The 22,464-nt window shown below is 43.0% G+C and carries 24 protein-coding genes and 1 pseudogene; 23 read left to right on the top strand and 2 right to left on the bottom strand.

Annotation, left to right across the window (positions count from 1 at the left end; genetic code table 11):
• The first annotated feature begins 181 nt into the window (after window positions 1–181).
• From K9H14_06680 to K9H14_06655, 6 genes and pseudogenes are all read left to right on the top strand, one after another.
• Window positions 182–454 (top strand): EutN/CcmL family microcompartment protein, encoded by a 273-nt coding sequence (locus tag K9H14_06680; protein MCG9479881.1) that lies wholly within the window; start codon window positions 182–184, stop codon window positions 452–454.
• 2 nt (window positions 455–456) lie between these two features.
• Window positions 457–726 (top strand): EutN/CcmL family microcompartment protein, encoded by a 270-nt coding sequence (locus K9H14_06675; GenBank protein MCG9479880.1) that lies wholly within the window; start codon window positions 457–459, stop codon window positions 724–726.
• Window positions 723–1,019: an ethanolamine utilization protein EutN gene (locus K9H14_06670; protein ID MCG9479879.1), complete on the top strand. Its 297-nt coding sequence runs from the start codon at window positions 723–725 to the stop codon at window positions 1,017–1,019. The genes K9H14_06675 and K9H14_06670 overlap by 4 nt, the downstream gene beginning before the upstream one ends.
• Before the next feature lies 1 nt (window position 1,020).
• Window positions 1,021–1,299 carry a hypothetical protein gene (locus tag K9H14_06665; GenBank protein MCG9479878.1) on the top strand — a complete coding sequence of 93 codons (279 nt, stop codon included), beginning with the start codon at window positions 1,021–1,023 and terminating at the stop codon, window positions 1,297–1,299.
• Window positions 1,292–1,588, top strand: coding sequence for a EutN/CcmL family microcompartment protein (locus K9H14_06660; protein MCG9479877.1), 297 nt, complete (start codon window positions 1,292–1,294; stop codon window positions 1,586–1,588). The genes K9H14_06665 and K9H14_06660 overlap by 8 nt, the downstream gene beginning before the upstream one ends.
• 13 nt (window positions 1,589–1,601) lie before the next feature.
• A pseudogene (locus K9H14_06655) lies at window positions 1,602–1,871 on the top strand (BMC domain-containing protein).
• 4 nt (window positions 1,872–1,875) lie between these two features.
• On the opposite strand, the gene K9H14_06650 reads toward K9H14_06655, so the two are convergent.
• On the bottom strand, window positions 1,876–4,374 hold the full coding sequence (locus K9H14_06650; GenBank protein ID MCG9479876.1) for a PBP1A family penicillin-binding protein: 2,499 nt from the start codon (window positions 4,372–4,374) through the stop codon (window positions 1,876–1,878).
• Window positions 4,375–4,554: 180 nt separating this feature from the next.
• Here K9H14_06650 and K9H14_06645 point away from each other — a divergent pair, with 180 nt between their 5' ends.
• The 12 genes from K9H14_06645 to K9H14_06590 all read left to right on the top strand — a co-directional run bounded on the left by K9H14_06645 (window position 4,555) and on the right by K9H14_06590 (window position 16,740).
• On the top strand, window positions 4,555–5,409 hold the full coding sequence (locus tag K9H14_06645) for a class II fructose-bisphosphate aldolase (GenBank protein ID MCG9479875.1): 855 nt from the start codon (window positions 4,555–4,557) through the stop codon (window positions 5,407–5,409).
• Window positions 5,375–6,379 (top strand): PHP domain-containing protein, encoded by a 1,005-nt coding sequence (locus tag K9H14_06640; GenBank protein ID MCG9479874.1) that lies wholly within the window; start codon window positions 5,375–5,377, stop codon window positions 6,377–6,379. The genes K9H14_06645 and K9H14_06640 overlap by 35 nt, the downstream gene beginning before the upstream one ends.
• A 254-nt stretch (window positions 6,380–6,633) precedes the next feature.
• Window positions 6,634–7,491, top strand: coding sequence for a transketolase (locus K9H14_06635; GenBank protein MCG9479873.1), 858 nt, complete (start codon window positions 6,634–6,636; stop codon window positions 7,489–7,491).
• Window positions 7,445–8,434, top strand: coding sequence for a transketolase family protein (locus K9H14_06630; GenBank protein ID MCG9479872.1), 990 nt, complete (start codon window positions 7,445–7,447; stop codon window positions 8,432–8,434). The genes K9H14_06635 and K9H14_06630 overlap by 47 nt, the downstream gene beginning before the upstream one ends.
• Window positions 8,435–8,442: 8 nt before the next feature.
• A complete protein-coding gene (locus tag K9H14_06625) occupies window positions 8,443–8,865 on the top strand; it encodes an RpiB/LacA/LacB family sugar-phosphate isomerase (GenBank protein ID MCG9479871.1) in 423 nt (140 codons plus the stop codon).
• A 4-nt stretch (window positions 8,866–8,869) separates the two neighbouring features.
• Window positions 8,870–9,817, top strand: coding sequence for a sugar-binding transcriptional regulator (locus tag K9H14_06620; protein ID MCG9479870.1), 948 nt, complete (start codon window positions 8,870–8,872; stop codon window positions 9,815–9,817).
• A 73-nt stretch (window positions 9,818–9,890) separates the two neighbouring features.
• On the top strand, window positions 9,891–10,859 hold the full coding sequence (locus tag K9H14_06615) for a thiamine pyrophosphate-dependent dehydrogenase E1 component subunit alpha (GenBank protein ID MCG9479869.1): 969 nt from the start codon (window positions 9,891–9,893) through the stop codon (window positions 10,857–10,859).
• A 36-nt stretch (window positions 10,860–10,895) separates the two neighbouring features.
• Window positions 10,896–11,867 carry an alpha-ketoacid dehydrogenase subunit beta gene (locus tag K9H14_06610; protein MCG9479868.1) on the top strand — a complete coding sequence of 324 codons (972 nt, stop codon included), beginning with the start codon at window positions 10,896–10,898 and terminating at the stop codon, window positions 11,865–11,867.
• A 56-nt stretch (window positions 11,868–11,923) separates the two neighbouring features.
• Entirely contained in the window at window positions 11,924–13,120 is a 1,197-nt protein-coding gene (locus K9H14_06605; GenBank protein ID MCG9479867.1) for a transaldolase, read from the top strand.
• A 156-nt stretch (window positions 13,121–13,276) separates the two neighbouring features.
• Window positions 13,277–14,752 (top strand): rhamnulokinase, encoded by a 1,476-nt coding sequence (locus tag K9H14_06600; GenBank protein ID MCG9479866.1) that lies wholly within the window; start codon window positions 13,277–13,279, stop codon window positions 14,750–14,752.
• 180 nt (window positions 14,753–14,932) lie between these two features.
• Complete coding sequence (gene surE, locus K9H14_06595) at window positions 14,933–15,709, top strand: 5'/3'-nucleotidase SurE (protein MCG9479865.1); 777 nt, start codon at window positions 14,933–14,935, stop codon at window positions 15,707–15,709.
• Window positions 15,691–16,740 (top strand): HD domain-containing protein, encoded by a 1,050-nt coding sequence (locus K9H14_06590; GenBank protein MCG9479864.1) that lies wholly within the window; start codon window positions 15,691–15,693, stop codon window positions 16,738–16,740. The genes surE and K9H14_06590 overlap by 19 nt, the downstream gene beginning before the upstream one ends.
• Before the next feature lie 4 nt (window positions 16,741–16,744).
• On the opposite strand, the gene K9H14_06585 is transcribed toward K9H14_06590, so the two are convergent.
• A complete protein-coding gene (locus K9H14_06585) occupies window positions 16,745–18,121 on the bottom strand; it encodes an FAD-dependent oxidoreductase (protein ID MCG9479863.1) in 1,377 nt (458 codons plus the stop codon).
• Window positions 18,122–18,246: 125 nt separating this feature from the next.
• Between K9H14_06585 and K9H14_06580 the strand changes: the two genes are divergently transcribed.
• The 5 genes from K9H14_06580 to K9H14_06560 form a co-directional block, all read left to right on the top strand.
• Window positions 18,247–19,071 (top strand): transketolase, encoded by an 825-nt coding sequence (locus tag K9H14_06580; protein ID MCG9479862.1) that lies wholly within the window; start codon window positions 18,247–18,249, stop codon window positions 19,069–19,071.
• A 35-nt stretch (window positions 19,072–19,106) separates the two neighbouring features.
• On the top strand, window positions 19,107–20,075 hold the full coding sequence (locus K9H14_06575) for a transketolase family protein (GenBank protein MCG9479861.1): 969 nt from the start codon (window positions 19,107–19,109) through the stop codon (window positions 20,073–20,075).
• The gene (locus K9H14_06570; GenBank protein ID MCG9479860.1) at window positions 20,068–21,582 is read left to right on the top strand and encodes a hypothetical protein; all 1,515 of its coding nucleotides are present in this window, start codon (window positions 20,068–20,070) and stop codon (window positions 21,580–21,582) included. The genes K9H14_06575 and K9H14_06570 overlap by 8 nt, the downstream gene beginning before the upstream one ends.
• Before the next feature lie 21 nt (window positions 21,583–21,603).
• Window positions 21,604–22,125 carry an adenine phosphoribosyltransferase gene (locus tag K9H14_06565; GenBank protein MCG9479859.1) on the top strand — a complete coding sequence of 174 codons (522 nt, stop codon included), beginning with the start codon at window positions 21,604–21,606 and terminating at the stop codon, window positions 22,123–22,125.
• Window positions 22,126–22,142: 17 nt separating this feature from the next.
• A partial coding sequence (locus K9H14_06560; GenBank protein MCG9479858.1) for a hypothetical protein occupies window positions 22,143–22,464 on the top strand: 322 nt, incomplete at its 3' end.

Genomic DNA, 22,464 nt, shown 5'->3' with positions numbered 1-22,464 from the left:
TTTTAAAAGCAAGCTAATCTTTTTCTAAGGGCTGCAATCACAGATATTGCTATCTGCCGCCTGGCAAATCTCTAATACGGTGATGGTAGAAGTTTGGCAAAAAAACCTGTAAGCTATATATGTATTTATGTTATAATTAACTAATTTTAAGGGACAAATCAGGCGAAACCGGAAGCATTATATGGAGATTGCCAGAGTAATCGGTACTGTAGTAAGTACCATAAAAGTGGAAAAAATTGAGAATACCAAGCTTAAGATAGCCCAGGCTATCAATCCTTATGGAAAACAATCCAATCAATATTATCTGGTAGAGGATGCTATTGGAGTGGGGGTTGGAGAAACAGTGCTGCTTACCGATGACGGAGACACCGTAAGCAATATTGTGGGAAGAGAAAATGTGCCTATCAGGGCTTCCATAGTAGCAAAAATAGATAAAATAAATATGTATGAATAATTATGGATATAGCAAAAGTTGTAGGTAGCATAACCTCAGTTTCTAAAATGAAGCAGTTAGATCCAGTACAATTATATGTAGTTAATATATTGGACAGTAATTTTAGCCATACTGACAGTTATACCGTAGCTGTAGATACCATAGATGTGGGATATGGTGATATGGTACTTATTACCACCGGCAGTGCTTCCAAGATGACCGATATGACTGCAGAGGTGCCTACCGATACTTCCATAGTGGCCAGGTTGGATGGCAGGGGGGAAGAGAAGTGAATATAGGTGTAGTTAAAAAAGAGCTGGTCTGCAGCGTAAAAGACAAGACCATGAAGGCAGCTAAAATATTTTTGGTTAAATTGCTGGATCTGGCCGGTGAAGAGACAGAAAAATATGTGGTTGCTGTGGATAAAAAACTGGGAATTGGAACCGGAGACAAGGTGCTGATAGTGGGAGGAAGTTCTGCCAGGAAAATAGTAGGCTATGATAACATGCCTATAAATGCAGGCATTTCGGCCAAAGTGGAATCGGTACATGTTGATTCAAAATACAAATTTTTGATGGAGAAATAAAATGTTTTACGGAAAAGTTATTGGTAAAACTTATTCTAATTTCAAGCATCCTTCGCTGGAGGGCATAGCCATAAAAATAATTGAAGATGTAGATATAAAGACCGGCAAGCTTACCGGTAAAAAAACCCTGGCCCTGGATCCTTTGGGAGTATCCATGGGCGAATATATAGGTTATGAGGTAAGCACCGAAGCAACCTGGGCTTTTCCGGATAAACTGGTCCCTGCTGACACCACCATAACCGCTATTATTGATTCTGTAGATATCGGGGTAAGTGATTAACATGATGCTGGGAAAAGTAATAGGAAATGTGGTATCGGTTATAAAGGATGAAAACTACAATGGCTTAAAGTTGATGGTAGTAGCAGAGTTGGATATGGACGGCAATTTTACTCATAATTTTGTAGTTTCCGCTGATCTTATAGGGGTAGGGATAGATGAAACAGTGATGGTGGCTAACGGTACCCCGGCCAGGGCCACTGACCAGACCAAAAATATGGGATTGGATTCTATTATTGTAGCAAAAATTGAGAAATTGATTTTTGGGGATAAGGAAGTCAATTTAGAATAAGAGGTGGTAGCAGATGGAAGGGTATGCTGTTGGTTTAATTGAAACCAGGGGTCTGGTAGGCTCCATAGAGGCAGCAGATGCTATGGTCAAAGCCGCAAATGTAGAGCTAATGGGACAGGTAAGGATTGGCGGCGGCTATGTAACCATATTTATCAAATGAAATGTAAGGGCAGTAAAGTCATCAATAGACGCTGGTGCTGAAGCTGCAAAAAGAGCAGGAGAACTGCTGGCTGTTCATGTAATACCCGGGCCATATAAGGACCTGGATACGATTTATCCATAAAATATCAGGGATTTACCCAAACTTTTATCTTCTGGTTAAGACTGGCTTTTTGTCCTCCAGAAGGTTGCTGATTATAGGTATAATTCTGAGGTACCCCATCGATTTTTTCATAGATATACTCAATATTATTATATCCTGAATATATTAACATATGGTTTGCCTGATCCCATGGTAGATTTATAATATTTGGTACAGTAGGAAGGTTTTCCTGTAACTGCTTTATTATTTCCCCGGGGTCTCCGGCTGGCACTCCCCCTGGATTTACCCAAACCTTGATTATTCTTATAGGGTCAACTTCCTCATCCCATAAAGGTTCTTGCCTGTGAACATAACCTGGAGGTACACCTCCAAATACTTCTTCAATAAATTCTATATGAGTGTATCCGGCATCTATCAAAATATTATTTGCCTGGTCTTTAGGCATTAGTGTTATATTAGGAAGTTTTAAACCCTCTGTAGTATCCAATGACCTGGGTTCCTGCCCATAATGAAACTGTCTTAATTCGATTTGCTCAAAAGGGGTAGACCTGTTTGCCAGCATAATTGCACCGGTTTCAGGATTGTGGACTACCTGCACTTCTATTAAATCGTCTTCTGGTCTTACAAATTCCTCTGCGGGCAGTTTCCGGGTAGCTTCTTCCATAAACAGGTTCCAGATCATGGCAGGCAGTGTACCGCCCTGAACCCTTACGTCATGTATTACCCCCAACTCTTTATTTTCCTCGGGGTAACCAATCCATACACAGGCCGCCAGGTTGGTTGTAAACCCGGTAAACCAGGCATTTTCAGCTTCCTGGGTGGTACCGGTTTTTCCGGCTACTGGACGGTCTTCAAGCCTGGCCCGAGTACCTGTGCCTCTCTGGACTACCTGCTGCATTATTTCTATAGCCCGGTAAGCATTAATGGCGGATACGGCCCGGGTTGGATTAGGCTGGTGTTCTTCTAAAATATTACCTTCACTATCGGTTACCTTGATTATGGCTACCGGATCATTTTTTTCACCGTAGTTGGCAATAGTTGAAAAAGCATTACATGTTTCCAATGGTGATACCCCGGTGGTAAGGCCTCCCAGGCCAATAGCCGGGTAGGGCTCCAGGTCAGATACAATGCCCATCCTTTTGGCAATATCTACCAGGCTGAATGCTCCTACTTTCATTATAAGCTGCGAATACACTACGTTTACCGAGTTTATGGTGGCATCCATAATAGTCATTTCATCGGTCTGGTAATTGGTCCCCATATAGTTGGAGACTTCCCAGGGCTCACTTCCTTCTATATTAAATATTACCGGACCATTGGGGTCGAAAGTCATTAGTGGGCTTATGCCCTGTTCCAGTGCAGCCATCAGTGCAAACACCTTAAAAGTTGAGCCTGGCTGCCTCTTGGCCTGGGAGGCCAGGTTGAATTTCATATCTGTAAAGTCTTTCCCCCCCACCATGGCCTTGATGTATCCGGTGGCGGGATCCATGGCCACCAGAGCGGCTGCCGGGTCTTCAGGATCATACAGTATTTCTTCTATGGCTTCTTCGGCAGCTATCTGCATATCGGGCTCCAGAGTGGTATAAATTTCAAAACCACCCTTAAAAACCCGGCTAACTCCATATTTTGCTATAAGCTGCTGTTTTACATATTCAACAAAATAAGGGGCAAAACCCTCTTCCGTTTCTTCGACTGACCGCTGCAGCACTACAGGGGTATTTATAGCGTCCTGATATTGCTGGTTGTTTATATAATTTAACTCCAGCATTTTGGAAAGTACTATATTTCTTCTTTCCAGGGACCAAGTCTGGTCAATATAGGGGGTTTTATTAGGGTAACGGAGCAGGCCTGCTATCAGGGCAGCTTCCGCCAGGTTAAGGTAATCCACATTTTTATTAAAATAAACCTGGGATGCTGCCTGGACTCCGTAAGCCCCTTCTCCAAAGTATACAGTATTGAGATACATCTCCAGGACCTCTTCTTTGGTGTATATCTTTTCCAGCTGATAAGCCAGAATGGCTTCTTTTATCTTGCGGTCGTAGGTTATTTCGTATTTTTCTTCAGGTATATAAAGGTTCCTTATTACCTGCTGGGTAATGGTGCTTGCTCCCTGGGTAATATCTCCGGTTTGAAGGTTTATAATAAAAGCCCTTATTATGCCCTCGGGATCCACGCCCTTATGCTGGTAGAATCTTTCATCTTCAATGGCCACTACTGCATTTACCAGGTTCCGGGGTAATCTCTGAAGGGGTACTGCTTCCCGGTTTTCAACTCCGTGAAAGGTGGCAATAAGGGTATTATCTGCTGCATATATCTTGGAAGTTAGGGCGGATTCGGCAGGATTATACTCTTCCAGCTCTGGCAAATCCGACATGAAGTTTCCAATAATGTCGGTAACGGCAATACCCAAACCGGTGAAAGCGGTGAGAAATATAATTACTGTCAGCAAAAACAGAGCTACCAGCACTATTAATGCTTTGGCGCCGGCATTGCCTTTTTTATGTTTTTTTCTTAACTTGGACATGGCTTTTTATATTGTTGATATTTATGCATTCTATTATTAGTGCTGTATAAAATCAACCAACAAAAATAATACGGAATGACTCTAAACCGGGACTTTTATTCTATTTTTATTATTGCATAATTGCAAGATATTGCATAAACTAAAATAAGTATTTCAAAATTAAAACAGGGGTGGGTATTTATGGTTTATATAAACACTAAAGACATGTTAATTAAAGCCAGAAAAGAAAATTTTGTGGTAGGGGCTTTTAATATAGTCAATCATACATCCATGGTATCGGTAGCTGAAGCGGCCATAGATGAAAAGTCTCCGATAATTATACAGACCTCCCAGAAAACAGTTAAGGCTATGGGATATATGGTATTGGTAGATTTAGTCCAGAACCTGTCCCGGGAGACCGATGTTCCCATTGCCATGAACCTGGATCATGGAACAGATATGGATATGATTGAAAACTGCATCAGCCATGGGTGGAGTTCCATTATGGTAGATGGTTCCAGCTTGCCCTATGAAGAAAATATTGAAATGACCAAAAAAGTGGTAGATATGGCCCACCAGAAAGGGATTACCGTAGAAGGTGAACTGGGTCACATTGGCGGAACTGAAGAGCAGGTACAGGTGGATCCGGACAAGGTAATGCTGACTGATCCCGAAGTGGCGGTAGATTTTCAAAAGAAGACGGGGATTGACAGTTTAGCGGTAGCCATTGGTACAGCCCATGGTCTTTACTCTGGAGAGCCAAAACTTGATTATGACCGGCTGGCAAGGATAATGGAAGTAACTGACTTTCCAATTGTTATCCATGGATGTTCCGGTTTAAGCAGGCAGGTATTAGCCAGGATAAGGACCTACGGGATTTCTAAGATGAATATATCTACCGAGATAAAGCATAAATACATAGATTCCTGTGATTTATATATAAAAGAACACCCCCAGGAATATGAACCGGTTAAAAAAATAGACTTTGTAAAAGAAGAAGTTAAAAAACTGGTTAAGGAATATATTACAATATTTGGAAGTGCTGATAAAGCCTAAAAGGAATGTGATAACCATTAATAGCTACAAACCAGAATATGAATGCGACCTTCATTGCCATACCACCCGGTCTGATGGGAATGACAGTCCCGGCCGGCTGATAACTAAGGCTTCAGAGCTGGGCATGAAAGCAATAGGGATGGTAGATCATGATATTGGTCCGGTTTTGAATATAACCCATGAGGGGAAGAGGGTTGAAATAAAGCAGTTTGCCCGTGGCCTGGAACTTGATCTGGTTCAAGGCGATGAGTTTTCCTGTGACAGTAATGTGGATGATGTACATATAATCGGGTACGAACTGGATTGGAGCTGTGATCGTTTCAAGCAGGAAGTTCAGAGGGCCAAACAAAGCAAGGTAGATGCTTACCATAAATTATGTGAGGTGCTGACCAAAGAAGGTATGCCCATAGATTACCAGCAGGATATATTAAACTACCAGGATGTTGATGGCAACCGGCAGCAGAGGCTTCCGGAAGAGGTGCAAAGAAAACATATATTTGAGGCTATGGCCAAAAAAGGTTATGCCCAATCCTGGAGCCAGGCTAAATTGATGGTCAGAGATAACCCCGGGCTTAATGTAAAAAGGAACAAGGTAAGTCCTCTGGAGGCTATATATATAATTAAATCTTGCCGGGGGATTGCGGTGCTGGCTCATCCCTACCTTATAGATGAGCGGGTAGATTCAGAGGTTCTGGGCAAGGTAAGCAGAGACCAGTATATAGATAAACTGATAGATGCCGGCCTGGACGGCATGGAATCCTGCTATACTTATGATAAGACCACTTACCAGGGGAACATGTCCGGGCAGCAGATAAAGGAAGAAGTAGAGCACAAATATGGCGGCAGGGTTAAATTCTTTACCGGCGGTTCTGATTACCATAATGACGCTAAAAAAGGAGCTTCCAACCCCAGGCTTATAGGGGAAGCAGGGATAAACTATAATCAGTTTAAATCCATATTCAAACCATAACCGACAGGGCAAAAAGTAATTTATTTTACTGCGGCTTATTCGGGAAAAATCCTTAGGATATGTATGTATGCCGGGTATATAACAGAAGGGAAGCACTTTTATAGTGGTTTTTAACAAAACAATTGTTGGCTATTAAACTAAATAATGGTATTTTTATGTGAAAGGCTTTTTAGGGATATGGATTTATTTGTCATCCCCGTAAAGACATAATAAAAATTTTAAGAATTATTAAAACAATTAGATAAGGAATAAATATGGGAGAATTGAGTAAACAGGAATTGATGGCTCTACATGAAAAGTCCTATCAGGCCAGGGTCAATATACTTAAGATGATGCGGTTTGGAGAAGGACATATAGGAGGAGCTTTTTCCAGTCTGGATATTATGACCGTTCTATATAATAAAATACTTAAGCATGACCCCAAGAAGCCCAAATGGGAAGACAGGGACCGGTTTGTATTATCTGCCGGCCATAAGTGCCTGGCCCTGTATGCCTGTCTGGCTGACCAGGGTTATTTTGATACAGAAGTGCTGTGGACCTATAATACCCTGGATACCAGGGTGCCCATGCATCCTGATGAAAAAGTCCTGCCCGGGGTTGAATTTCCTACCGGCTCGCTGGGCCATGGTTTGCCGGTGGCCAATGGCATGGCACTTGCGGGAAGGCTGGATAAAAAAGATTACCGGGTTTTTGTTGTCCTCGGTGACGGGGAATGCGCAGAAGGCAGTGTATGGGAGTCAGTTATGGCTGCCGGCCATCACCATCTTGACCATGTGGTGGCCATAGTAGACCGAAACCACCTGCAGGTAAATGGCAGAACTGAAGATATTATGGATACTTCACCTTTTGAGGCTAAGTTCGAGTCATTTGGCTGGGAAGTAAAAACCATTGATGGGCATGACTTTTCTGAAATATACAGGGTACTCTCAGAAATTCCCTTCAAAAAAGGAAAACCCTCTGCCATTATTGCGGATACAATAAAATGCAGTGGGCTTGAGTTTGGGGAAGACAGATTTGAATTCCACCACTGGCACTGCGAACAGGACAAAATTGATCAGGCCATTGATGTGGTCCAAAAGAGAAAAAGAGAGGAGCAAGCTGAAATTGGATAATGAAAATTATATATACGAAAATCCCAGAAAAATTATAGCTGACGCTCTGGTAGAATTGGGCCAGGAAGACAGCAGGGTAGTATATGTATCCTGTGATTCATCACTGGGGGCATCCGGCGGTCCTTTCAACCAGAATTTCCCCCAAAGGCATTTTGAGTTTGGGATCCAGGAGCAGAATGGAATGGGGGAAGCGGCAGGCCTGGCCATTAGCGGCAAGATACCCTTTATAGCAGCTTATGTACCTTTTGTTGCCTTCAGGTGTTTTGAGCAGATAAGGGACGATGTTTGTAAAACCAAGTTAAATGTAAATATCATGGGAAACAACTGTGGTTTCTCGGTAGGGCCTCTGGGCCCCACCCATGTGGTTCTTGAAGATATAGGGGTTATCGGTTCTGTACCCAATGTAACCATTATATCTCCAGCTGACGGTCCCCAGTACAGGGAGGCCATTTTTAAGGCTGCCCAGCTGGACGGCCCGGTATATTTAAGGATTCACCGCCAGAAAGCCAGGCGCCTAAATCCTGAAGACTATACCTTAAACATAAGCCGGGGCGAAGTTATGGTGGCGGGTAATGATGTTACGGTTATCACTACTTCAACCATGGTGGCCAATTGCCTGGACGCTGCTGCTTTGCTGAAAGCTTCCGGTATTAATGCAGAAGTTATAAATATATCTACCATTAAACCTATAGACAGGCAAATAATTCTGGAGTCCAGTGCCAAAACCAGGAAGGTAGTTACGGTAGAAGAACATAGCGTGGTTAATGGACTGGGCAGCATAGTGGCCAATGTCCTTTCAGAATCAGGCCCGGCTCCGATAAAGAAGATAGGAATAAATGATGTTTTTGCGGTAGTAGGCCAGTACGATGAACTTATTGAATACTACGGGCTTACCGGATCCGGTATTGCCAAAAAGATAGAAGAATTTTTAAATACAAAATAGGAGGAAAAATGAAAATTGCAATTGGCTGTGATGTTAATGCAAATGATAGGATGCAGGACCTTATACAGGTTTTAGAACAAAAAAATATTGAATACAAAGTATTTGAGGTAGAGGGCGATTATCCCGATGTAGCCGCGGAAGTAACCAGAGCGGTACAGGATGGAACCTACGACCGGGGAATACTGGTATGCGGAACAGGGTTAGGGATGGCTATATGCGCCAATAAATTTAAAGGTATAAGGGCGGCAGTCTGCCATGACCTTTATTCCGCCCAGCGATCCATATTATCCAATGACTGCCAGGTGCTTACCATGGGTTCCTTTATCGTAGGAACCAAGCTGGCCCAGGAGATACTCAAGGTCTGGCTTTCCATAGAGAGGACCGGGGGTACGGTAAGTAAAGTAAAGAAGATTGAGCAACTGGAACAGTAGTTAAATGACTTATGACATAAAACTAATGGTAAAGGTAGCCAGCCTTTATTACCGGGACGGATTAACCCAGGAAGATATATCAACCAAACTGAAAATTTCCAAGTATCAGGTTAACCGGATACTTAAGAAGGCCATTAATATTGGAGTGGTTCAGATAAATATTATTGACCCTACCAAGGGGCTATCCAGCCTGGAGGAAAAACTGGAAAAGAAGTTTGATCTCAAGCGGGCCATAGTGGTGGAGAATAGCGGCCTTTCCGATAAAGAGCTCAAGAGCAAACTGGGCCAGGCAGCTGCCAATTACCTTTTAGAAATTATAAAGGACGAAGATATTATTGGTGTTTCCTGGGGAACCACCATAAATGAGGTTATAAATCATCTGCCCTCCAAGATCAACAAACAGGTAGAGGTGGTGCAGATAACTGGAGGTATCCATCAACTTTCAGTGAACTTAAACTGCCATGATATTGCCCGCAGGTTTGCTTCCAGGTTTGGGGTAAACCCCCACCTGCTGTATGCTCCGGCCATAGTGGACACCAAAGAAAGCCATGATCTTTTTTTAAATGAGTCCTCCATTAAAAAAACCACCGAGTATTTTGGTAGAATAACTATTGCCCTGGTGGGGATAGGAGCATTATACCCCAAGATGATATCTACCCTTATAAAAACCGGCCATATCCCTCCTGAAGACCTGGAAGTTTTAAGACAAGAAGGTGCTATAGGAGATGTTTTTTCTCACTTCTTCAATATACAGGGCAAAATATGTGACAGCAAGCTTTCCGGAAGGCTAATCGCCATGCCTGCTGGGTTATTACACAAGGTGCCTTATTCCATAGGGGTAGCCGGGGATAAGCTTAAATCTGATGCTATATACGGGGCACTAAAAGGCAGGCTAATTAATATATTGATTACTGACAGCAAGGCTGCGGAAATAGTACTGAAAAGGAAATAAATGCTCTATTATTGCATATATGCAATAATTTGCATATAATTACTACATTAACTTTAAACCTTTGGGAGTAGGTATGCCGGGATTAACTAAGACCGATAGAATTACTATACTTAAAACCCTGTTAAAAATCAGAAGATTTGAGGAAAAAACCATCCAGTTGTACCAGACAGGGAAAATATGGGGATATTTACATCCTTATCTGGGCGAAGAAGCAGTAGCTTCTGGAGCCTGCCAGGCTATAAAAAAAGATGATTATATAGTTTCTACCCATAGAGGCCATGGGCATTGTATTGCCAAGGGCGGTGACCTGAATAAGATGATGGCAGAACTGCTGGGAAAGAGTACCGGCTATTGCAAGGGCCGGGGAGGTTCAATGCATATTGCAGATACCCATCTCAAGATTCTGGGTGCCAATGGTATTGTGGGAGGAGGTATTCCCATTTCGGTTGGAGCCGGATTTAGCTGCAAACTGGAAGGCAGGGGTAGGGTGGTTCTTTGCTTTTTCGGAGACGGGGCTGCCAATAATGGTGTTTTTCATGAGTCTTTAAATATGGCCTCAGTTTTTAAACTGCCGGTCATATATATATGTGAAAATAATTTGTATGCTATTTCCATGTGTTCCAAGGATTCAGTAGCCTGTGAAGATGTAGCCGATAGGTCAGATTCCTATTCCATGCCGGGAATAATAGTGGACGGTACAGATCCTGAGCAGATATTTAAGGCAGTTTCAGACGCTGCCCGCGGGGCCAGAAAAGGCCGGGGACCATCCCTTATTGAAGCAAAAACCTACAGGTTTACCGGACATCATCCCAATGACCCGGCAGAATACAGAAAAAAGGAAGAAGCCGATTACTATAAGAGCGAAAAAGATCCGGTAACCAACTATACACAGAAGCTAATTAAGGAAAAAGTGGTTACCAAAAAGCAGGTACAGGATATTGATAGAGAGATAACCGATAGTGTAGAGGAATCGGTTAAGTTTGCCGAACAAAGCCCGGAGCCTGACCTGGAACAATTCTTAGAAGAAGTCAAACACATCTAAATGATATTTTAGGGCAAGCGATAGGGAAGGAAAATCATGGCAGAGATTGAATATAGAGAAGCATTAAGGCAGGCTATTATTGAGGAAATGGACCGGGACCCGAAAGTATTTCTTATTGGTGAAGACATCGGGGTTTATGGCGGAGCTTTCAGGGTCTATAAAGGCTTATTGGACAAATATGGCCCGGACCGGGTGATAAACACTCCTATTTCTGAAGCAGCTATTCTGGGTGCCGGCGTGGGAGCGGCTCTTACCGGATACCGGCCTATTTCAGAAATTATGTTTATAGATTTTGCAACCCTGGCCATGGATCAGATTGTAAACCAGGCAGCAAAAATCAGGTATATGACTGGCGATAGCTTGAATGTGCCTCTGGTTATAAGGACTCAGGGGGGAGCCGGCAGGGGAGTGGCCGCCCAGCATTCCCAGAGCCTGGAAGCATGGTTCTATCATGTTCCGGGACTTAAAGTAGTTATGCCTTCTACAGCTTATGATGCCAAAGGCCTGCTCAAGACTGCTATAAGGGATGATAATCCCACTATGTTTATAGAGCAGAAAATGATTTATCTTAACCAGGGAGAAGTCCCCGCCGAGGAGTACCTCATACCCTTTGGCAGCGCGGATATCAAAAGAGAGGGAACCGATATAACCATTTTTGCTTATTCGGCCATGGTTTTTGAAGCCCTTAAGGCTGCAGAAGAGCTGGAGAAGGAGGGAATAAGCTGTGAAGTCTTTGATCCCAGGACTCTGGTGCCCCTGGATGAACAGGCATTAATAGAATCGGTAAAAAAGACTAACCGGCTGGTAATAGTCAGTGAGGCTTGTCAGAGAGGAAGCGTGGCTTCAGATATTTGTGCCCGGGTGGTAGATTCAGCATTTGACTGGCTGGATGCTCCCATAAAAGTTGTGGCCGGCCTTAACACCCCTATCCCCTATAATTCTACCCTGGAGCAGGCTTCCATACCTCACCAGGCGGATATAGTGGAGGCAGTTAGGAAATTGATTTAAATTAATTATTTAGGTATTATTACAAATTGTAATTTTTAACAATTGGAGGATAAAAAATGGCAAAATATGAAAAATCCGCAATACAACGTCTATCTGAAACCTCAGAGGATATGGAGATTTGGTGGGATTCATCACCGCTTGCGTTCGAAAAATGGGCCGAGGATGAATTAAAGGATGCACCGGCAGAGGACAAGAAGCTGGCCGCTGAAAGACTTAAGAAACTTTTTGATTTTGATAACCCGCAGGATACACTTTTTGACGGAATAACCACAAATCCGAAACTCACCAGAAAAGTTCTGGACCTTATTCCGGAAAAGGTTGATCCCATAGTGGATAGGATAATAAAAGAAAACCCGGCCAAATCAAACTATGAGCTGGCCTGGGAGGTATATAAAGCAATAACCGAAGAGGGCACCAAACTGTTTATGCCTTTGTTTGAAAAGTCAGGCTATAAGAAGGGTTATGTTAGTGCCCAGGTAGACCCGCGTCTGGTAACCGATGTAAAAGAGATGCTCAGGCAGGCTCTGGTTTTAAAGAAGATATCACCGAATATCATGGTTAAATGTCCTGGGTCCAAAGAGGGTATTTATGTAATTGAAATGTTGACATCGGTAGGTATTCCCACCAATGCTACTCTGGTATTTGATGTTCCCCAGGTAGTACAGGTAGCAGAAGCAGTGAAAAGAGGGTATGAGAGAGGCCAGCAATGGGGGATAGATTACAGTCAGTGGAGATCAGTAATTACTATCATGATTGGCAGATTTGAAGCCAGGGAACCATATTTTGAAAGCGCAAAACAGGCTGGTATCGAGTTAACCGAAGAGCTTCAGAGATGGACCGGTGTGGCTATAGCCAAGAAAGCCCACCAGATATTAAATGACAAATCCAGGGGTTATTACAGCAAGCTGCTGCTGTGTTCTTCCAGGGTGGGTCCAGAACCTGACGAGGTACTTCATATAGAAAAAGTTGCTGGCGGCAATATGGTTTATACCATAAACCCGGAGATGATAAGCGATTTTATAAAGATTTGTGACCAGAAAGAGCTGGGTTGCCAGATGGATGATCCGGCACCGGATGAGATAATGGAAAAATTACTCAAGATACCTTATTTTGTGGAAGGCTATGAAGAAGACGGAATTGCAATTGATGATTTTATAGATCAGGCAGCTTTCCAGTATACGGCTAAAGAATTTTCCGGGTCCATGCAGGAAATTGAAGAATATGTCCAGAAAAGAAAAGATGCCTTAAAATAGGCTAAAAACCATAAGGGGCCATGCTTCTGAAAAAGGGAGCATGGCCCCTTATTATTTTATACCAAGGTCCTGCCGGGTTTAAGACTTTTAAATTTAAGAAAACTGTATTAATCTTTTAATATCCTTACTATTTTTATTAATTGATTAGGGGGATCGATGAGCAATAGAAATTATCTGGTATTTGATTTTGGGGCCAGCAATGGAAGAGCTGCCGTATTCAGCTTTGATGGTAATAAATATAGCATGGCGGTAACCCACCGGTTTGAAAACAGGCCGGTCTACGCTTCCGGCACCTTATACTGGGATATTTTAAGCCTGTATGAAGAACTTAAAATAGGCATACAGAAATCATTGGAACAGTACAGGGATATACAATCACTGGCTCTGGATGCCTGGGGTGCAGACTTTGGGTTTATTGGCAAAAACGGTAAACTTGTGTCCAACCCAGTACATTACCGGGATCAGCAGCGGAGCAAAGACAGCAAAAAGTTGCTGAAATTGATTCCAGCTTTTGACCTTTTCAAACTGGCGGGATCAGAGGTTAGCCCTATATTTGATCTTTTTCAGCTTTTTTCCCTGAGCATAAACCAGGCACCGGAAATTGAATACGGTAAGACCTATCTCAGCATACCTGATATTTTAAATTACTTTCTTACCGGCAAGACTTTTAATGAATGGACCAGGATTACCACTACAATAATGTATAACCAGGTAGAAAAGAAATGGGAGGATAAAATACTCAGGGCAGCCGGCCTTCCTGCTGACCGGTTTGCCCCTATTATCAAACCGGGAGAAAAAATAGGCAGGATTTCTGATTCGGTATGCAGCCATCTGGGAATCAGGCCTTTAGAAGTCATTGCTCCGGTTACCCATGATACCCCATCAGCTGTAGCGGGAATACCGGTTAGCAGCGACAGGAACTGGGCTTTTTTAAGCCTGGGTACCTGGGCTATACTGGGCAAGGAAACAGAAAAGCCCATAATAAATAAAGAGGTTTTTGATCTGGGTTATTCCAATGAGGGAGGAGCAGAAGATAGTAATTTATTTATAAAAAACATAACCGGAATGTGGATAATACAGCAATGCAGGGCTAAATGGATAAAGGATCTGGGAGAAAAAATTGCCTGGGACAGGATCATGGAGTTAGCCCGGGCTGCTTCACCTTTTGCCGGTTTTATAGATGTAAACAATCCTGCCTTTACCCACCCCAGCTCGGATATGCCTCAGGTAATAGGGGATAACTGCAGCGGACATAAGCCCGAAAGTATAGGGGAAGCAGCCAGGCTGTTCTATGAGGGGCTGGTATTAAAGTTCAAGCATGAGGTTAAATCATTAGAAAAGTTAACCGGCCAAAAGCTGGAGCTGCTGCATCTTATCGGAGGCGGCACCAAAGACAGATTATTATGCCAGTGGACAGCTGATGCTACCGGAATACCGGTTATTGCCGGTCCTACCGAAACTACCTCGGTAGGCAATTTCTTAATGCAGCTTAAGGCTGCAGGCCAGATAAGTAATTTAAGCCAGGGAAGAGAGATATCCAAAAATTCTTCGGCAGTAAAACCTTATCAGCCCCAACAAACGTCCAGCTGGGAACAGGCTTATAATGATTATATTACCAATATAAATTTTTAAAAGATTTACTATAGGGTGCCTGTAGCGCTATATACTATTTTAGTGGTGGTTTAATGCCTGTGCTCTCCGGGGTGAAAACAGTACGGTTTCTGTATTATCTGGTTTTACTTGTCCCGGGTATTTTTGCTTAAACCATTTTTTTTGTTTAAAATTAAAAAATTAAAATTATAGAAATTATGTATGGATAAAAAAACGATACTACTCACCAATGATGACGGGATTGAGTCCGAAGGGCTGTACAGGCTCTATAGGGAAATTAGGGAAGATGACCAGTTTAAGGTGGTGGTCATTGCTCCGGACAAGGAAAGGAGTGCAGTAGGGCATGCCATTACCGTGTTCAGCCCCATACCGGTTTGGGAAGAAACCAGAGACGGCAAATTTTTTGGCTATGCGGTAGATGGAACCCCGGCAGATTGTGTAAAACTGGCAGTAAAGGCTATTCTGGGTAAAAAACCAGACCTGGTTATATCCGGGATAAATAAGGGAGCCAATATTGGGGAGAACGTAATATATTCGGGCACGGTATCTGCTGCTACCGAAGGAACGGTATACGACATACCGTCCATGGCTATATCTGTAGATAATTTGAAGAATCCGGACTACAGCTATGCTGCCGGATTTGCCAAAAAAATGGCTAAGATGATAATATCCAGAGGCGGTCTTCCCCGGAAAGTACTGTTGAATATAAATTTGCCTGACCTTCCTGAAAAACAAATCAAGGGGATTAGAATTACCTGCCAGAGTACTGCTAAATTCAATGATTTCTTTATCAAGAGAACCGATCCCAGGGGAAGAAATTATTACTGGATGGATGGAGAATTTGTACAGATGTGTGAAAATGAAAGTGATGACTATTGTGCCATTAAAAATGGATATATATCCATTACACCGGTACATTATGATATGACTGACTACAGTAAAATAGATTATTTTAAAAATTGGGAAATAGAGAAATAATTATGAATTACCGGAAAAAAGAATTTGTAAATGATTTGAAAGTTGGCTCCCACATAAACTCCGTATTTGTAGTGGCCAAAAAAATAGTAAAGAAGAAAAAAAACGGGGATGATTTTTGTTTGTTGACCCTGCAGGACCGGGAAGGGGATATACAGGCCGTAGTCTGGACCGAAGCCTTAAATCAGGCTGCTGATTTTAAAGAAGGTGATTTTGTAGCAGTTGCCGGTTCGGTTAGTGAATACAGGAGCAGTAAACAGCTTACTATTGAATCTCTATCCAAAATAGAAGATAAAAAGAATATTGATTATACTGATTTTATCAAATCCACCAAAAGAGATGTTGACGAGATGTTCGCCGAAATCAAGCTAAAGGTAGATTCGGTTAAAAACCATTATTTAAAACAGCTGCTGCAGGCTTTTTTTGGTGACAAAAAATTTGCAGCCGACTTCTGTAAGGCAACAGCAGCAGTACAGTACCATCATGCCTATGGTGGCGGGCTGCTGGAACATACCCTTTATGTATGCAGGGTCTGCGACCTGGTCGCTGATACTTACCAGAATATAAACAGGGATCTGCTAATAGCCGGAGCCCTGCTCCATGACATAGGCAAGATGAAAGAATATGAAGTGGGAGTAGTTATTAAATTTACTGATGAGGGCAAGCTGCTGGGCCATATAACTATGGGGTATAGCTGGGTTCTGGAAAAAATTAATCAGATCAAGGGTTTTCCTGCTGACCTGAAGGACAGAATATTACATATAATCCTTTCCCACCATGGATACAAGGAATTTGGGTCACCCAAGAGGCCCAAGATACTGGAAGCATTTATAGTCCACCATGTGGATTATATGGATGCGGAGATAGCTGCCTACAATGACCTGTTTGACCAGGGCAGCGGGGACGAGGGATGGTCCCATTTTGTAAAGAACTTTGAGCGTTCAGTTCTGCTTAGAAAGCTGGATGACTCAGGCCACCCCTACTATCCGGACCAGGAAGATGACGGGGATGGTGAACAGGAAGGCCTGTTTTAAAATACTAGGATTGGTCCAGGGCAAGTACTGCTTTGGCACAGATCTTGTTTACCGGGTCCCATACCGTGGCTACTTTGGGGGCATAGGATAGATCCAGCATATATACATCGTCTACAGTCATTTCGGCGGTAATGGCAGCCGCAAACACATCAATACGTTTACTTACCTCTTTTTTACCAACCATCTGGGCCCCCAGGATCTTCCTGGTTTTAATATCAGCCGCCAGAACTATGGTTATAGGATCGGCTCCGGGCAGTGCTTTTACATGAGAGGGATAGCTTCCGGTAACCTTGAGAACTTCATAGCCCATAGCAGAAGCTTCTTCTATGTTTATCCCTGTTTTAGCAAACTCCAGGCCAAAGATTTTATCCACCTTGGTATTAACCGAGCCCTTAAAAGTGATATTTGCGCCAGCTGCATTTGCCCCTGCTATTCTTCCGGTTTTGGCAGCATTATTGGCGGTGGGAATATAATCATCTTTTCCGGTTACTATATTCTTCACCGTAGCGCAGTCTCCAGCAGCAAAAATATTAATATGGGAGGATTGCAGGCTTGGATTTACCTTAACTGCATTATATGGCCCCAGCTCTACTGAGGTAGAAGACAGAAAATCGGTGTTGGGCCTAACTCCTACTGACATCAGGGTCATATCTGTTTCCAAATTTATGGTTTCATGGCACTGGCTTATGGTGGCTGATTGGGCTAAATTGCTTCCCCTGCCGTCAAAGCTTAAGATTTTAGAGGACAGCATAACCTTAATCTGGTTCTGTTTCAGGGCTTCTGCCACCAGGTCGGTAATTTCAGTCTCATAGTCTTTTAATATTTTTTCAGCCAGTTCAACTATGGTCACCTCTATACCCAGGGCCTTAAAGGTTTCTGCCATAAGCAGTCCTATGGAACCAGCTCCTGCGATCACTGCTTTTCTGGGTTTATTTTCATCAATAAAGGTTTTAACTTTTACCGTATCTACTACATTCCAGAATGTAAAAATATTCTGTAAATGTGACCCGGGTAAATCAATGGGCACCGGGGAGGCTCCGCTGCATATAATCAGGCGGTCGTATCCGATTGCCTGGCCGTCGTTTACGATGACCTGCTTGTTGGCGGTATCCAGCCGGGTTACCCTATGGTTTAACAGAATTCTGATATCCCTTTTTTCTTCAAAAAATTTGGGAGAGTAGACAAAAATCTGTTCAAAATCTTTTATCTCGCCGGTAACATAATAGGGCAGTCCGCATGACCCGTAGGAAATATACTGGCCTGATTCCAGTACCATGACTTCAGCTTCAGGGTAAACCCTTTTGGCCTGGCTGGCTGCTGCCAGTCCGGCAACATTTCCTCCAATTATCAAAATTTTTTTGTAAAGCTCTTTTTTATACATTATTTTCCTTTTATCATTTTTTATATATTCTACTAATGCTAATATATTATTACAAACTTTTTAAAACTGGTTATTTTTACTATAATTATACAATTGATTTTATGTAAATAAAGAAAGGAATCCGGATGGAAGAAGAAATGAAAAAAAAGTTGCAGCAATCCGCGAAGGCGATAAGGGTTGATATCATCGATATGCTATGTGAGGCAGGATCCGGCCATCCTGGCGGAGCATTATCCATGACTGACGTGTTTGCCTATCTGTATTTTAGCGGAATATTAAATATTGATCCCCGGGATCCAGGGAAAAAGGACAGGGACAGGGTGGTACTCTCCAAGGGGCATGCCTGTCCGGTACTCTATGCTGCACTGGCAGAGAAGGGATACTTTGAAAAGTCCCACCTTAAGACTTTAAGGAAGTTTGGAAGCATACTTCAGGGTCACCCGGATATGAATAAAACCCCGGGCGTAGATATGAGCACAGGTTCGCTGGGTCAGGGATTGTCCTGCGCCGTGGGCATGGCACTGGGAGCAAAACTGGATAAGCAGAGCTTAAAAGTTTTTGCTGTTGTTGGTGACGGAGAATGCGAAGAAGGCCAGATATGGGAGGCGGCTATGGCGGCAGCGCACTACAAGCTGGACAACCTTACTGTATTTGTAGATAAGAACGGGCTCCAGATTGACGGATTTACCAGAGATATTATGAATAGTGAACCCCTGGCCGATAAATGGAAAGCTTTTGGCTGGGAGGTAATAGAGATAGATGGCCATGATCTTGACCAGATTGAACAGGCGGTCAAAAAAGCAATGGACACCAGGGATAAACCAGCGGCTATAGTTGCCAATACGGTCAAAGGAAAAGGTGTTGATTTTATGGAAGGCCTTTGCGAGTGGCATGGCCAGGCTCCATCTGAGGAACAAAAGGCTAAAGCCATAGAGTGTCTTAACAGGTAAGAAAAGGTATTAAAACTAGAAATTAAGGAGTTTTTATGATTCCAGATAATATAAAAAATATTCTTTCAACTGAAGATAAAAAGATTGCTACCCGGGCTGCGTACGGGAAGAAACTGGCAGAACTGGGAGAAGAAAATGAAGATATAGTTGTTTTGGACTGCGACCTTTCCAAATCCACCAAAACCAATATCTTTGGTTCCAAGTTTCCCCACAGGTTTTTCAATTTTGGAATAGCCGAATCCAATATGATGAGTGCTGCTGCTGGGTTGGCCACCATGGGCAAAATTCCGTTTGCCTCTACTTTTGGGGTATTTGCCTCTAAAAGAGCTGCAGATCAGGTAAGCATATCGGTAGCATACCCCCGGCTTAATGTAAAGATATGCGCAACCCATACCGGTATTACTGTTGGAGAGGATGGAGCCACCCATCAGGCCATTGAAGATGTGGCTATAATGAGGTCCATTCCCAATATTAAGGTGCTGTCCCCGGCTGATGCTACAGAAACCGAAAAAGTATTGGAACAGGTGCTTAACATAGATGGCCCTTGCTACGTAAGGCTTTGCAGGGGTTCGGCGCCGGTTATATTTTCTGATGAGTACCAGTTTGAACTGGGCAAAGGCGTTAAGTTGTTTGAAGGTGATGCCGCCACCATAGTTGCTGCCGGCTTTACTACCCATATAGCCATGGATGCAGCCAGAAAACTGGAACAGGAGGGTATAGAGGTAGATCTTATAAATATGGCATCCATCAAGCCTATCGACCAGCAGCTCTTGATGGACAGTGCCCGCAAGACAGGGCTGGTCATAACTGTAGAAGACCATAATGTAATTGGCGGTCTGGGCAGTGCGGTATGCGAGGTTCTTTCCCAGGGACAGCCGGCCAGAGTTATCAGGTTGGGAGTCCAAGATAAATTTGGAGCTTCGGGCACTCCCCAGGAACTTATTGAAGCTTATGGGTTTGATGCTGACAGTATTGTAAAAACAGTAAAGGAAAATATTGGTTAGCCTGAATGTAAGCAAATACCGGAAAAGCGCAGAGGAATTTCTATCCAGGATGGACAAGGAGTATTATCTGCATTTCTCTGGAAGAAAAGAGAATTTGGAACTGGATCAGATATTTGCAGAGTACGGTTGGCTTTTTACTTACCAGAATATGGAAGATCTGCAGCAGATACAGAAGCAACAGAAGGGTGAAAACAAAAAGAGATACGCTTACCTGCTTAAGTTTTGTGCAGAGAATTTAATTGAGAAGCAGGTGCAGCATATAAGGCAGGAAATAGCTAATGATGAAGCTCAAATCCAGGTTAAGGTTGAAGGAAACCAGGTCCCTTTCAGGTTTCTGGATGTAATGCTGGCCAATGAACCGGTTAAACAGAAAAGGGATAAAATTGAACAAGTCAAAAATGAAAAAATTGCGGAGATATTAAATGATAACCTGCGCCTCTATTGGAAGCAGTCTCACCAGCAGGCCAGGCACCTGGGCTTTAAAAGCTACAGTTTGCTTTTCTCTTCTCTGAAAGGAGAGGATTTTAACCACACCCTTGAAGGTATGAAAAAACTGCTGGACCAGACCCAGGATGTTTACCGGAAACACTTCGGGAACCTGGTATACACCCGGCTGGGAATAACTTTGGACCAGAGTAGTAGAAGTGATTTTGCCTATGTTAAACGGGGAAAGGAGTATGATCCCTATTTTAAACAGGATTATATGATTGATGCCTTTTCTGAAACTTTGCTGGGGCTGGACATTGATATATATCAGCAGAAAAATATCATATTTGATATAGAGAGGCGAAAAAATAAGTCTCCACGGGCATTTTGTTCAACGGTCAGAATTCCCGAGGAGATATATCTGGTAGTAATGCCCAGTGGCGGCCAGGATGATTTTGAGGCTTTCTTTCACGAGGGCGGGCATGCCCAGCATTTTGCCCATACATCCTGCACCCAGCCTTTTGAGTTTAAGTTTTTAGGGGATAATGCAGTTACAGAAGGATTTGCATTTCTACTCGAATCCCTGATGCAGAATAGGTGGTGGTTGATGGATTTTATTAAAATGAGTCCGGATGCTGCAGACCAATTCTGTTATTTTAGTAATTTGTTAAAACTCTGGTATTGTAGAAGGTATGCAGGGAAACTGGAGTATGAGCTTTTGCTTCATGATGGAAGCCCTATTGCCGGCCGGGAGAAAGACTACTGTCAGATACTTGGCCGGGCCTGTAACATGAGCTATTCCCCGCAGAGTTACATGACAGATGTTGACCCCGGTTTTTATTGTACCAATTACATCAGGGCCTGGTCTTTTGAGGCGCAGCTTAACCAGTACCTTTGCACCGAGTATGGAAACAGGTGGTATTCAAACCGGCGGGCTGGTAATTTTTTGAAAGAGGTCTGGAGCTATGGGCAGAAATATGATGCAGCGGAAATACTGGAACAGCTTGGTTTCAAGCAGCTGGATACGGATTTATTAATAGACTCGCTGCTAAGCAGTGTTAAAAGCTATAAAAGATTATAATATTTCTAGGAAGGCAGTAGTATGGATTTAAAAAAAATTATAAGAAGCATCCCTGATTTTCCCAAAAAGGGAGTAGTGTTCAGGGACATAACTCCTCTGCTTGCAAATGGAGAGGCTTTCAGGCATTCGGTAGACATAATGGCCGATCACTATAAGGGAGTAAAAATAGATGCCATACTGGGGGCCGAGGCCAGGGGTTTCGTTTTTGGTGCTGCAATGGCCTATAAAATGGGGGTAGGCTTTATCCCTATCAGAAAGCCCGGCAAACTGCCTTTTGACACCTGCAGGGTTTCATATTCTTTAGAATATGGAGAAAATGTTCTGGAGATGCATACTGATGCCATAAACCCCGGAGACCATGTTCTGATAGTGGATGACCTGGTGGCCACCGGGGGAACCGCCAAGGCCAAGGCAGAACTGGTAGAAAAAATGGGCGGGGCAGTGGTAGGTTTTTGTTTTTTGATAGAGCTTAAGTTTCTGAATCCAAGAAAGTTGCTTGAGGGTTATGATGTATTTTCAATAATTGAATATGAATCAGAATGACTAGGGAGGTGAGTTTTTTGGCTGAGGAAGAAAAAAAATCTGGCAGCGGCAATGGGGAAGACGTTGAAGCAAAGGAAGAGTTTAGCGGCGCCCGGGAAAAAAATGAACAGGAAGACCAGGAAGAGGTTTTAAGAAAATTACAGGAAGAAATAGATAAGCTGGGAACCAAGGATATACTAACCCAGATGATGATGTCTCTGTCCAGTCTGGCCTATAAGAAGATGGGATTGCCGGCAGGAACCAATGACCGGTTTAAAAACCAGGAGGATGCCAAGCTGGCAGTTGATGCTTTTGATTCACTGTTAAAAGTGGTAAATGACGAGCTTTCAGCGGAAGAAA

The sequence above is a fragment of the Actinomycetes bacterium genome (assembly GCA_022396035.1).
Taxonomy (GTDB): domain Bacteria; phylum Actinomycetota; class Humimicrobiia; order Humimicrobiales; family Humimicrobiaceae; genus Halolacustris.
The sequence above is the reverse complement of the archived record's forward strand: the minus strand, read 5'-3'. Positions and strand labels throughout refer to the sequence as shown.